Raw genomic sequence first — 12,441 nt, 5'->3', positions numbered from 1 at the left:
CATCTACCCTACGCCACGGTGCCCGCAGCGACCTGACCGCGCGGGTTGTTGCCAACGGCAGCCCATGACATCATCCGGGGACCGAGTCATCTCTGCCCACTGGATGCCTGATGCCACGCCGGAAATTTGCCTGGGAGAAGCTGTCGGACGACGCCTTGCTCAAGCAGCGTCTCTCCAGCCTGAGGGTTACGGTCGAAGGTACCTGGCTCGAGGACTGCGTCAGCACGCTCCACGAGGAACTTGAAGAACGCGGCATTCGGCTGCGGCCGCACACCTGGATCTCGAGCGAATGGTTCAGTCCGGGCGACGTCCCCGGCATCGCTATACCCTTCTATCTCGCCCATCCGCGCCTGATGAAGCTCGAGAAGAAGATGATGTTCGACGTCGAGGGCGGGACCTGGCGCGAATGCATGGCCATCCTCCGTCACGAGGCCGGCCATGCCCTGCAGCACGGCTACCAGCTGCAGCGCCGACGGCGCTGGCAGCAGCTGTTCGGCCCGTCGTCGAAACACTACCCTCGCTACTATCGGCCCAATCCTGCGAGCAGACGATACGTCCAGCATCTGCGGCTGTGGTACGCGCAGAGCCATCCGGATGAGGATTTCGCCGAGACCTTCGCGGTGTGGCTGCGGCCGCGCTCGAACTGGCGGACGCGATATGCCGGCTGGCCGGCGCTGAAGAAGCTCGAATATGTCGACGAGCTGATGAGCGAGATTGCGGGAAAGCGACCGCAGATAACGACGCGGGAGCGCGTCGACCCGCTGAGCCGGCTGAGCCAGACGCTCGAAGACCACTACAAGAAGAAGCAGGCGTTCTACGCCTTCACGCCGCCGAAGACCTACGACCGCGACCTCTCCCGGCTGTTTTCAGCCGACCCACGGCATCACCGCTCAAAGCCGGCTTCGGCCCTGATCAGGCGGCACCGCGCCCATATCAGGCAACTGGTCGCGCGATGGACGGGCGAGAACCAGCTCACGCTCGATGCCGTGCTCGACGAGATGATCTCCCGCTGCCGCGAGCTCGACCTGCGCGCCGTCGGCCCTGAACAGAAGCTCGTTCTCGACTTCACCGTCCTCGTGACCGCCAAGACGATGCACACGATGTTCGGCCCGTCTCGGCGCAAATGGATCGCGCTATGAGACGCTTGCGCATTCTGGTCCTGATGCATCCGGACTTCATGCCCCCGGACTCCTCCGACGGATACACCGCGCAGGAAATCAACAATTGGAAAACGGAATACGACGTCGTCAGCACCTTGCGTGCGGCTGGCCACGACGTGCGCGCGCTCGGCGCGCAGGAGGAAATCAAGCCGGTGCGCGTAGAGATCGAGAGCTTCAAGCCGCATGTGGTGTTCACGTTGCTCGAGGAGTTCCACAACAACGTCGCCTTCGACCAGCACATCGCGAGCTATCTCGAACTGATGAAGGTGCCCTATACCGGATGCAATCCGCGCGGCCTGATCCTGGCGCGCGGCAAGGACCTGTCAAAGACGCTGGTGCATCATCGCCGGATCGCGGTGCCGGCCTTCGCCGTTTTCCCGATGCGACGTAAGGTCAAGCGACCGAAGCATCTTGCGCTGCCGCTGATCGTCAAGAGCCTGAACATGGATGGATCTGCCGGCATTTCCCAGGCCTCGATCGTCGACACCGATGAAAAGCTCGCGGAGCGCGTCGCCTTCATCCACGATCGGAGCGAAACCGCCGCCATCGCCGAGCAATTCATCGAGGGGCGCGAGCTTTACGTCGGCGTGATCGGCAACAATCGTCTGCGCGTCCTGCCGGTGTGGGAACTGAAATTCGGCAGCATGGGCGGGCGCAGGTCTCGGCACATCGCCACCGAAAAGGCCAAGCACGACACCGACTATCAGGAGAAGGTCGGCATCGTCGACGGGCCGGCGAAAGACCTGTCGCCTGAAGTTACCGCGCGCATCCAGCGCGCGGCGAAGCGCATCTATCGGGCGCTTGGCCTCGACGGCTACGCGCGTATCGATTTTCGTCTCACCGCCGACGGCACGCCGTATTTCATCGAAGCAAACCCAAATCCCGAAATCGCGAAGAGCCAGGAGTTCGCCACGGCCGCTCTACATGACGGGCTTAAATATCCGGATCTCCTGCACCGCATCCTTTCCCTCGGGATCAGCCGGGCCAAGGCGGGTGTATCGCTCGGCTGACGACGGCGGCCGGAGAGTCGGTTTCGAGCCTGTTTTGACTGCTTTTTTGTTGTCATTCCGGGGCGGCGCGTCAGCGCCGGACCCGGAATCCATGTTGCAGCAATCCGTGGCAATGAACAGATTCCGGGCTCGCGCTCCGCGCGCCCCGGAACGACCATTGCCTACCCCACGATCCCCGCCGCGACCTGGCCACGGAGACGTTCGAGGCCGAGCAATGTCTCCGCACAGGCGGCCGCGACCTCGACGCCCTTGATCGCGAAATGCTTGCGGAAGAAGTCGTAGTGCACCTCGGTCTCGTGGAATTGCTGCGGCGTCAGCACGGCTGAGAATACCGGCACCTCGGTACGGAGCTGCACGTCCATCAACGCCTTGATCACGGTATCGGCGACGAATTCGTGGCGATAAATGCCGCCGTCGACGACGAGGCCCGCCGCGACGATCGCGGTATAGCGCCGCGTCTTGGCGAGGACCTGGGCGTGCAGCGGGATCTCGAACGAGCCCGGCACCTCGAATACATCGACATGGGTGAGGTGCCGCGCCTCGGCTTCCCTGATGAAGGCGATGCGGGCTTCCTCGACCACGTCGCGGTGCCAGCAGGCCTGCACGAAGGCCACCCGCTGCGGCTTTGCGAAGCGCGGATGATCCGTCACCGGGTCACGTGGAACCGGCGATTCGGTGGAGTGGGAGGTTTGGACTTGGGAAGTTTCGACTTGGGGATCTTGCAGCATCTGATTCATGGCTTTCCTCGGTTCAAGGACCAGAATCAGGGCACACGGAACGACAAACAGCCGCATCTTGCGATGCGTCTGCCACCGACCGTTCTCTTTCATCCGGACTATGACCGTCGGCTTCGGAGTTGCACCGAATCTGCTGACCCCTCCCTTCGGCGAAATCCTTTTCAGGAACCCTGGGGGAAGGCGCTCGCGGGCTTAGGCCTTTCGGCCCTTACCGCCGGTGGGGACTTTCACCCCGCCCTGAGAACATCGGCCGCCCGGAATGAACGGCCTAGTCGGAAATATGCAGCCCTCGCACAGTCGCGGCAAGCGCGTTCCGCATGGGCAAATCGCATGGTCCCATGCCAGCCCCGCGGGAGCGGGCCTCGCGGGGCGGAATTCAACGATTGACGCCCGCCCGGTGAATCCGATTCCGGTTTGTTCTCCTCCATCCGGATTGGAGCCCCCCGACGTTAATAATTGTGGCGGAGATGAGCTGTGGACGAACGAGTCCTGGCTTGTGGACGGACTCGGGACCCCGTTGCGCAGATTCCGCAAATCACATCACTTGATCCGCGACAGGCCCGTGCTGATCCGAGGGGATCGCGAGAGCGACCCCGGAGATCGCCGTAGCGACGTTTAGGGAGCGCGCGCCGGGCCCAACCGCGTGCGTATCAAAGACAACAAGAAGGCAAGAGGTCGAGACGGCATGTCCCTGCTCGAAGGCACTATCGATTCCAGAAGCCATCCGCTCGCGGTCGTCGAGGACATCGCCGCCAGCAACAATTGGCCGTTCGAACGCTCCGGCGAGGACGAACTCACGATCGTCTCCAAGGGACAATGGACCGACTACCAGCTCTCCTTCACCTGGATGGGAGAGATCGAGGCGCTGCATCTGGCCTGCGCCTTCGACATGAAGATTCCGGTGCCGCGGCGAAGCGAGGTGCAGCGACTCGTCGCCGCCGTCAACGAGCAGCTGTGGGTCGGCCATTTCGACCTGTGGACCAACACCGGCATGGTGATGCACCGCCAGGCCCTGGTGCTGCCGGGCGGCCTCACCGCCTCCACCGCGCAGTGCGAAGCCATGCTCGCCGGCGCCATCCACGCCTGCGAACGCTACTTCCCGGCGTTCCAGTTCGTGGTGTGGGCCGGCAAGACCACGGCCGAGGCGATGGACGCCGCAATGTTCGACACGGTGGGAGAGGCGTAAGGCCTGCTCTTCAGCAAGTGAGGAGGCCCACTTCTCTCTCCTCATCGTCCTCCCTGCGAACGCAGGGACCCATACCGCGTGATGCCCCTCGTGGCACAACGCTTGTTGCTCCGCCTTCCATCCACTAGAACCGCTTGTGGTTATGGGTCCCTGCGTTCGCAGGGACGACACCTTTTGCTTGGGTGATCACAGTGGCAGATAGCAACCCCCTCCAAAACATCACCGGCACCATCCTCATCGCCGGCGCCGGTAAGATGGGGGGCGCGATGCTGACCGGGTGGCTGGCCGGCGGGCTTGATCCGCGACGGGTCGCAGTGATCGAGCCGCATGTCTCGCCTGAGATCACCGCGCTCGCCGCCAAGGGCGTGGTGCTCAATCCCGACGCAAAGACCGCCGGCCAGGTCGACACGCTGGTCGTCGCGGTCAAGCCGCAGATGTTCCGCGAGGCCGGCGCCAAGCTGAAGCCGTTCGTCTCGAACCAGACCTCGGTGGTCTCGATCATGGCGGGCACCACGATCGCGTCGCTTGAAGAGGTCTGCGGCGGCGCCGTCGTGCGCGCGATGCCGAACACCCCGGCCGCGATCGGCCGCGGCATCACCGTTGCGGTCGCAGCGAAAAGCGTCAGCGCCGCCCAGCGCGCGGTGGCCGATGCGCTGCTGCGCGCCACCGGCTCGGTCGAATGGGTCGAGGATGAAGGCCTGATGGACGCGGTCACCGCCGTGTCCGGCTCGGGCCCGGCCTACGTGTTCCTGCTCGCCGAGGAGCTCGCGCGCGCCGGCGTCGAGGCAGGATTGCCCGAATCGCTCGCAACAAAGCTCGCCCGCGAAACCGTCGCCGGCTCCGGCGAGCTGCTGCACCGGTCAGACCTTCCCGCCAGCACGCTGCGCCAGAACGTCACCTCGCCCGGCGGCACCACGGCTGCGGCGCTCGGCGTGCTGATGGGCGAGCCGGGCCTCCGCGAGTTGATGATCCGCGCCATCGCGGCGGCCACGAAGCGGTCGAAGGAACTGGCGAAGTAGCCGCTACGCCCCCAGCCGCTTGTTGAACATCTCGACATTCACCAGCCCGCGCGCATGGCGGCCCTCGCCGAGCTTGCGCGTGCCTTCGAACGCCTCGACCTCGAAGCGGATGACGCGGCGCTCGACGGCAACCACCTTCGCCGTGGTCCGCACCGTCGCGCCGACAAGGGCTGCTGCAAGATGACGGATGTCGACTTCGGTGCCGACAGTGACCCAGCCCGGCTGGAGTGCGGAGCGGATCGCATCGCCCGACGTCATCTCCATCTCGAGGATCATCATCGGCGTTGCATAGACCATGGGCATGCCGGGCACGAAATGCCCGACCGTGCGCTCGGCCGGGACCACCAGCGTACGCTCGGCACTCATGCCGATCATGATGAAGTCGCGTGCGTCCATGGGTCTTGCTCGTCATTCCGGGGCGGCGCGCAGCGCCGAACCCGGAATCCAGAAGTTTGCAGCTCGCGATTCCGGGTTCGCGCTTCGCGCGCCCCGGAATGACGCTAACGCGTCACTTCTTCGCAGCCGCCGCGCGTTCCACGAAGGTCTTGCCGCCCTTCATCTTGTGGCGGAGCGGGGCTTCGTTGATCTGGATGACGACGGCATCGGCGTCGACGCCGAGGTTCTTCACCAGCGCCTGGGTGATGTCGCGCATCATGCCGGCCTTCTGCTCGTCGGTGCGGCCTTCGGCCATGCTGATGGTGATCTCAGGCATCGTTGTCTCCCTGCTGCTGTCGTCATGGCCGGCATAGTAGTCTGCTCTTGCAGACTGCGTAAACTTGTCTGCACCCGGCCCTTCATCATTTTGAAGATGGATGCGCGGGTCAAGCCCGCGCATGGCAATCGAGGCGAATGGCTAGCCCCAGCTCACGTCATGGCGGGCCAGGACCTCGCGCACCTTGGTGACGAGATCGGATTCGCTGCACGAGAACTGCGCCGGCCGGGTCTCGCGCCATTCCTGGTTGGAGGCGATCGCGGCGGCGGCCTTGGCGCCCTCGATGAGATCCTTGATCTGCACCTCGCCGCGCGCTTTTTCATCCGAACCCTGGATGATCACGCAAGGTGAGTTGCGGCGATCGGCATATTTGAGCTGGTTGCCCATGTTCTTGGGATTGCCGAGATAAAGCTCGGCGCGGATCCCGGCGGTGCGCAAGGCAGCCACCATCTTCTGGTAGTCGGCGACGCGGTCGCGGTCGAACACGGTGACGACGACGGGGCCGAATTCCGGCCGCGTGTCGAGCTTGCCGAGCAGCGTCAGCGCGGCCTGGAGCCTGGACACGCCGATCGAGAAACCGGTCGCCGGCACCGGCTCGCCGCGGAAGCGCGAGACCAGGCCGTCGTAGCGCCCGCCGCCACCGACCGAGCCGAAGCGAACCGGGCGGCCCTTCTCGTCTTTGGTATCGAGCAGGAGTTCGACCTCGTAGACGGGGCCGGTGTAATATTCGAGGCCGCGCACGACGGACGGATCGATCTTGATGCGGTCCGCACCGTAGCCCGACGCTGTGACCAACTTGGCAATCTCTTCGAGCTCGCTGACGCCGGCCTGACCGACCTGGGTCTTGGCAAGGTAGGCTTCTGCCGCGGCGATGGCTTCTTTCCAATCCTCACGCGGCTTGGTGATGGCGAGAACGACGTCTGCCTCAGCCTCACTCAGGTCGGCTCCTTTCGTGAAGTCGCCCTTGCCTTCTTCGCCTCCGTCCCAACGCCCGGGACCAAGCAGCTTGCGCACTTCGTCGGCGGAAAACTTGTCGAGCTTGTCGATCGCGCGCAGCACAATGAGCCTGCGCGCGGCGTTCTCGTCACCGGCGAGCCCGATCGCTTCCAGAACACCATCGAGCACTTTTCGGTTATTCACCTTCACGACATAGGAGCCGCGCGCAATGCCGAGCGCCTCCATCGTGTCGGCCGCCATCATGCAGATTTCGGCATCAGCTGCCGGCGTCGCCGAGCCCACCGTGTCGGCATCGAACTGCATGAACTGGCGGAAGCGCCCGGGGCCGGGCTTCTCGTTGCGGAAGACATAGCCGACGCGGTAGCTGCGGTAGGGCAAGACCAGACCGTCGGTGCCGTAGCGCTCGCCGACGTAACGCGCGAGCGGCGCGGTCAGGTCGTAGCGCAGGCTGATCCACTGCTCGTCGTCGTCCTGGAACGAGAACACGCCCTCGTTCGGACGATCCTGGTCGGGCAGGAATTTGCCGAGCGCGTCGGTGTATTCCATCGCCGGCGTTTCCACGGGCTCGAAGCCGTAGAGCTCGTAGACGGCGCGGATCTTCTCGACCATCTCGCGCGTCGCCCGGATCGCGGCGGGGTCGCGATCCTCGAGCCCGCGCGGCAGTCGCGCCTTCAGTTTCTGGGGTTTTTTGGGTTTCTCGGCCATGCGCGGCGTTTACCAGCCGACGCGGGAAGCGGCAACCGGGCTGTTCTTCACCTCGCCCCGCAGGCGGGGAGAGGGGAAGAGAATTTACGGCTGCTCCATCCGGGCCCTGAGGGCGTCGGCATCCGCCTTCGGCAGCGATTTCAGCGTCGGCTTGATGGTTTCGCCGCCGACGATCTTGCCGTTGCGCATGAACATCCAGTCCGAGATGTCGGCGTCGCTGAACGAGACCTTGTCGCCAGCGTGCTTGCCCGGCATGTCGCGCGGCTCGTTGGCGAAGAGGCCGGAATAGGTGCCATTTGGCATTTTCTTCACCTCGCCGATCCAGATGTGCTCGCCGCCCTTACGGGTCGAGAAGCGCACCTTCAGGGCGTGCCCGGTCTCGGCCGGCTTCGCCGATTCGTAGGAGGCCCAGAAGGTCGGGAGCGTGCCGCGGGCCCGCGCGATCGCCGCGTTCATCTCGGGATCGCTGGTGCGCACGTCGACGATCGGCGAGCGGTCTTGCGCTGCGACCTCGTGCGTCGGGCCGATGGTCAGGATGCCGAAGACGGAGAGGCCGGTGATTGCGGCGAGAACGACCCATTTCACGGGTTGGGAGAGCTTTGTTGCCATGATCGCAATGTCCAGGATGACTCGATGTATCCTGGCTTTGTCGCGGAGTTGTGGCGGTACGTTCAGTGCACGAAAAGCCACAAGCGATGCGCGTTTCCCCTCTCCCCTTGGTTGTCCAGGAGGAGAAGGAGAGACGCTCTCATCGCCGATCAAAACACCTTGCGGATCCAGTTGTGCGGATCGTTGGTGCGGCCGTACTGGATGTCGACGAGCTGCTTGCGCAGGCCCATGGCGACGGGGCCGGCGGCGCCGCCGCTGATGTCGAAATCGCCGCTCACCGAGCGCACCTTGCCGATCGGCGAGATCACCGCCGCGGTGCCGCAGGCGAACGCCTCCTTCAGCTTGCCCGAGGCCGCATCCTTGCGCCACTGATCGAGCGAATAGGGCTCCTCGCGCACGATCTTGCCGGCATCCTTCGCGAGCGTGATGATGGAGTCGCGGGTGATGCCCGGCAGGATGGTGCCGAGCGGCGGCGTCAGCAGCGAGCCGTCGTCGAACACGAAGAAGACGTTCATGCCGCCGAGCTCCTCGATGTAGCGGCGCTCGATCGCGTCGAGGAAGACGACCTGATCGCAGCCGTGCTGGATCGCTTCGGCCTGGGCGCGCAGGCTCGCGGCATAGTTGCCGCCGCACTTGACGGCGCCGGTGCCGCCGACGGCTGCGCGCGTGTAATTCTCCGACACCCAGATCGAGACCGGGGCGGGTCCGCCCTTGAAGTATGACCCCACCGGCGAGGCGATGACCGAGAAGATGTACTCGGACGACGGCTTGACGCCGAGGAAGGTCTCGCTCGCGATCATGAAGGGACGCAGGTAAAGGCTGCCTTCGCCGCCGGGGATCCAGGCGCGATCGATGCGCACGACCTGCTCGACCGCCTCGATGAAGACGTCCTCGGGCAGTTGAGCCATTGCCATGCGGTCGGCGGAGTCCTTGAAGCGGCGCGCATTGGCGTCGGGACGGAACAGGTTCACGCCGCCGTCATCTCGCTTGTAGGCCTTCAGGCCCTCGAAGATTTCCTGGGCGTAGTGCAGGACGGCGCCGGCCGGATCGAGCTGGAAGTTGGCGCGCGCCTCGATCCGCGCCTCGTACCAGCCGCCCTTGGCCTGATTGTAGCGGACGATCGCCATATGATCGGTGAAGATCCGTCCGAAGCCGGGGTCCACCAGCTTGGCGACGCGGTCCTTCTCAGGAGTCGGATTGGATGCGGGCTGGATGTCGAATGTCATGCTCATGTCCTTGCCTCCCGCTGCCCGGTGGCGGCGCTGTTCTGGCGCCCGCCCTGCCCGCTTTGGGGCCCGGCTGGCTCGATTGGTTGCTGCCGGACCGCCGCCAGCCTTGTTTAAGGCCGGTTTCCGTGGCCAGCATGCCGCCGAGGACATGCTTTTGCGGAAGGCAGAAGTCCAGTATGTTTTGCCGAAATGCCGCTCGACAATCGCACGGTAGATCAGATCCGGCGTCGTCGCCTGTCCGGCTCCTTCCGCCGTCCCTGCTTCGATGCCGCCCCGTCGTGAAACGATCTAAAATTTCGTACGGGCCGATCGTTTTGTAACATTGAACCCAAGATACGTCAATATGCCTGACATAAATTTCGTAACTTCCTCTCATGACGCCGCCGAGCCCCGGCCGGCCGGCTCCGATGGAGGGAATTTGCGCTGGGATATCATCGAGCTGCTGTTCTTCGCCTATCGCGACTTCGTCGGCGATCCCGACCAGGAGCTGGAGGCGTTCGGGTTCGGCCGGGCCCACCACAGGGTCATGCACTTCGTCTATCGCTATCCCGGCCTCAAGGTCGCCGACCTCCTCGACGTCCTGCGCATCACCAAGCAGTCGCTCGGCCGCGTGCTCAAGCAGCTGCTGGACGAAGGCTATATCGTGCAGAAGACCGGCGACAATGATCGCCGCCAGCGCCTCCTCTACGCGACGCCGAAGGGCGAGGCGCTGGTGCAGAAGCTCGCCGGACTGCAGACCACGCGGATCACGAGGGCGCTCGCCGAGATGGCTCCGCAAGACGCCGAGACCGTGAAGCGCTTCCTGCGCGCGATGATCGACCGCGACGATCCGGACAAGGTGCTCGAGACGATCTTCGCTTCCGACAACCACGACAAGGAGTGACCGTGCCGCTCGCTGCCACGCTCGCCCGCCCGCCGGTGCAACCCGCCGACGACGCCCCGCATCTGCTGCTGGTCGACGACGACCGCCGCATCCGCGATCTGCTCTCGCGGTTTCTCGCCAGTGAAGGCTACCGCGTCACCACCGCTGCGAGCGCCGGCGATGCGCGCTCGAAACTGCTGGGCCTGCATTTCGACCTCCTGATCCTCGACGTGATGATGCCCGGCGAGACCGGCTTCGACCTCGCCCGCTTCATCCGGACCTCCTCCTCGGTGCCGATCGTGATGCTGACGGCGCGCCACGAACCTGAATCCCGCATCGAGGGCTTGCAGATCGGCGCCGACGATTACGTGGCAAAGCCGTTCGAGCCGCGCGAGCTCGCGCTACGCATCAACAACATCCTCAAGCGCGCCGCCCCGCCGCCGCAGGCCGCGACCGTCGAGAAGATTGCCTTCGGTCCCTACGTCTACCATCTCGAGCGCGGCGAGTTGCGCCAGGGCGAGGAGGTCATCCACCTCACCGACCGCGAGCGCGAAATGCTGCGGATTCTCTCGGAGACACCGGGCGAGACCGTGCCGCGCAGCGCGCTGACCGGCAACGGCAGCGTCAACGAGCGCGCCGTCGACGTGCAGATCAACCGGCTCAGGCGCAAGATCGAGACCGACCCCGCCAATCCGCTGTTCCTGCAGGCGGTGCGCGGCATCGGCTACCGGCTGGTGGCCTCGCCTTGAGACCCAAGCAGTGAAGCGCGAGCGATGAGCACGATCGATACCGGCCTGACGCTGCTGCGAAGCGCCGCCGGCCGCGTCTCCGCAGCCAATGGCTGGATGGGCAATGCGTTCAAGGGCTGGATGCCGACCGGCCTCTACGCCCGCGCGCTTCTCATCATGATCGTGCCGATGGTGGTGCTGCAATCGGTCGTCGCCTTCGTGTTCATGGAGCGGCACTGGAACACGGTGACGCGCAGATTGTCGGCCGCGGTGGTGCAGGACATCGCCGCGCTGATCGACGTCTACAAGGGCTATCCGCAGGACAAGGACCGCGACCAGATCCGCCGCATCGCCCAGCAGCGGCTCGGCCTGGTGGTCGATTTCCTGCCCGCCGGCGACATGCCGCCGCCAGGGCCAAAGCCGTTCTTCTCGCTGCTCGACCAGACGCTATCGGTGCAGCTCGGGCGCCAGATCGGACGCTCGTTCTGGATCGACACGGTCGGCCGCTCCAACCTCGTCGAGATCCGCATCCAGCTCGACGATGCCGTGATGCGCGTGTTCGCGCAGCGCAGCGCGGCCTACGCCTCCAACTCGGAGATATTCCTGTTCTGGATGGTCGGCACGTCCTCGATCCTGTTGATCGTCGCGGTGCTGTTCCTGCGCAACCAGATCAAGCCGATCCTTCGTCTTGCCGACGCCGCCGAAAGCTTCGGCAAGGGCCGCGAAGCGCCGAACTTCCGCCCGAGGGGCGCGCGCGAGGTGCGGCGCGCGGCAGTCGCCTTCCTCGAAATGAAATCGCGCATCGAGCGCACCATGGAGCAGCGCACCGCGATGCTCGCCGGCGTCAGCCACGATCTGCGCACCATCCTGACCCGTTTCAAGCTCGAGCTGGCGCTGATCGGCGACAGCCCCGAGCTGGAGGGCATGCGCAAGGACGTCGACGAGATGTCGATGATGCTGGAGGATTATCTCGCCTTCGCCCGCGGCGATTCCGGCGAGCAGTCGCAGCCGACCGACATGGCGCAGGCACTCGAGGAGTTGCGCAGCGATGCCGAACGCCATGGCCACACCGCGACCGTTGCCTTCCACGGCCTGCCCGTGGTCACGGTGAAGCCGGCCTCGTTCAAGCGCTGCCTCGCCAACCTCGTCACCAACGCAGCGCGCTACGGCAAGGCCATCGCCATCACCGGCCAGCGCGATCACCGTTATTTGACCGTAACGGTGGACGACGACGGCCCGGGCATTCCCGCTCACTTGCGCGAAGAGGTGTTCAAGCCGTTCCTGCGGCTGGACAATGCTCGCAACCAGGACGAAGGCGGCACCGGCCTTGGCCTCGCGATCGCCCGCGACATCGCACGCTCGCACGGCGGCGACATCACGCTCGGCGACAGCCCGATGGGCGGCTTGAGGGCGAGCGTGCGGATTCCGGTGTAGCGGTTCTACCTCGCCCCACTTTCTGGGAAAGGTCGGATTGATCTTCCCCCGATAAAGTGGACGGGTTAAGCGGCTTTTAGCTCCATCTCGATC

The 12,441-nt window shown here is 64.9% G+C and carries 13 protein-coding genes and 1 riboswitch; of the genes, 7 read left to right on the top strand and 6 right to left on the bottom strand.

Annotated elements, in window-relative coordinates; translation table 11 throughout:
• Positions 1-110 precede the first annotated feature (110 nt).
• On the top strand, positions 111-1,139 hold the full coding sequence (locus AX729_RS03375; RefSeq protein ID WP_061020492.1) for a putative zinc-binding metallopeptidase: 1,029 nt from the start codon (positions 111-113) through the stop codon (positions 1,137-1,139).
• Entirely contained in the window at positions 1,136-2,170 is a 1,035-nt protein-coding gene (locus AX729_RS03370; protein ID WP_061020491.1) for a D-alanine--D-alanine ligase family protein, read from the top strand. The genes AX729_RS03375 and AX729_RS03370 overlap by 4 nt, the downstream gene beginning before the upstream one ends.
• 161 nt (positions 2,171-2,331) lie before the next feature.
• Here AX729_RS03370 and AX729_RS03365 read toward each other — a convergent pair whose 3' ends face one another.
• Positions 2,332-2,907 carry a 6,7-dimethyl-8-ribityllumazine synthase gene (locus AX729_RS03365; RefSeq protein ID WP_061020555.1) on the bottom strand — a complete coding sequence of 192 codons (576 nt, stop codon included), beginning with the start codon at positions 2,905-2,907 and terminating at the stop codon, positions 2,332-2,334.
• A gap of 77 nt (positions 2,908-2,984) precedes the next feature.
• A riboswitch (FMN riboswitch) is annotated at positions 2,985-3,156 on the bottom strand.
• Positions 3,157-3,592: 436 nt separating this feature from the next.
• Here AX729_RS03365 and AX729_RS03360 point away from each other — a divergent pair.
• Both AX729_RS03360 and proC read left to right on the top strand, forming a co-directional pair.
• A complete protein-coding gene (locus tag AX729_RS03360; RefSeq protein WP_061020490.1) occupies positions 3,593-4,093 on the top strand; it encodes a type III secretion system chaperone family protein in 501 nt (166 codons plus the stop codon).
• 182 nt (positions 4,094-4,275) lie between these two features.
• Positions 4,276-5,112 (top strand): pyrroline-5-carboxylate reductase, encoded by an 837-nt coding sequence (gene proC, locus AX729_RS03355; protein ID WP_502686895.1) that lies wholly within the window; start codon positions 4,276-4,278, stop codon positions 5,110-5,112.
• A 3-nt stretch (positions 5,113-5,115) separates the two neighbouring features.
• Here proC and AX729_RS03350 read toward each other — a convergent pair whose 3' ends face one another.
• The 5 genes from AX729_RS03350 to AX729_RS03330 form a co-directional block, all read right to left on the bottom strand.
• Positions 5,116-5,508, bottom strand: coding sequence for a thioesterase family protein (locus AX729_RS03350; RefSeq protein ID WP_061020488.1), 393 nt, complete (start codon positions 5,506-5,508; stop codon positions 5,116-5,118).
• Positions 5,509-5,620: 112 nt separating this feature from the next.
• The gene (locus AX729_RS41465) at positions 5,621-5,947 is read right to left on the bottom strand and encodes a tautomerase family protein (RefSeq protein ID WP_283807774.1); all 327 of its coding nucleotides are present in this window, start codon (positions 5,945-5,947) and stop codon (positions 5,621-5,623) included.
• Between the two features lie 18 nt (positions 5,948-5,965).
• Positions 5,966-7,486, bottom strand: coding sequence for a histidine--tRNA ligase (gene hisS / locus AX729_RS03340; RefSeq protein WP_061020487.1), 1,521 nt, complete (start codon positions 7,484-7,486; stop codon positions 5,966-5,968).
• 84 nt (positions 7,487-7,570) lie between these two features.
• The gene (locus AX729_RS03335) at positions 7,571-8,095 is read right to left on the bottom strand and encodes a YegJ family protein (RefSeq protein ID WP_061020486.1); all 525 of its coding nucleotides are present in this window, start codon (positions 8,093-8,095) and stop codon (positions 7,571-7,573) included.
• Positions 8,096-8,244: 149 nt separating this feature from the next.
• Positions 8,245-9,327, bottom strand: a complete 1,083-nt coding sequence (locus tag AX729_RS03330) for a branched-chain amino acid aminotransferase (RefSeq protein ID WP_061020485.1) — start codon at positions 9,325-9,327, stop codon at positions 8,245-8,247.
• Between the two features lie 340 nt (positions 9,328-9,667).
• Here AX729_RS03330 and AX729_RS03325 point away from each other — a divergent pair, with 340 nt between their 5' ends.
• From AX729_RS03325 to AX729_RS03315, 3 genes are read left to right on the top strand one after another with little or no spacing between them, the layout of a single operon-like run.
• Positions 9,668-10,207 (top strand): MarR family winged helix-turn-helix transcriptional regulator, encoded by a 540-nt coding sequence (locus tag AX729_RS03325; protein WP_061020484.1) that lies wholly within the window; start codon positions 9,668-9,670, stop codon positions 10,205-10,207.
• Positions 10,204-10,935, top strand: a complete 732-nt coding sequence (locus AX729_RS03320) for a response regulator (RefSeq protein WP_061020483.1) — start codon at positions 10,204-10,206, stop codon at positions 10,933-10,935. Before AX729_RS03325 ends, AX729_RS03320 begins: the two co-directional genes overlap by 4 nt.
• Positions 10,936-10,959: 24 nt before the next feature.
• Positions 10,960-12,348 carry an ATP-binding protein gene (locus tag AX729_RS03315; RefSeq protein ID WP_061020482.1) on the top strand — a complete coding sequence of 463 codons (1,389 nt, stop codon included), beginning with the start codon at positions 10,960-10,962 and terminating at the stop codon, positions 12,346-12,348.
• Positions 12,349-12,441: the final 93 nt, after the last annotated feature.

Source organism: Bradyrhizobium sp. CCH5-F6, from assembly GCF_001556045.1.
In the GTDB taxonomy this organism is placed as follows: Bacteria; Pseudomonadota; Alphaproteobacteria; order Rhizobiales; family Xanthobacteraceae; genus Bradyrhizobium.
Note: the sequence above shows the minus strand (reverse complement) of the source record. Positions and strands in the feature narration are given on the sequence as shown.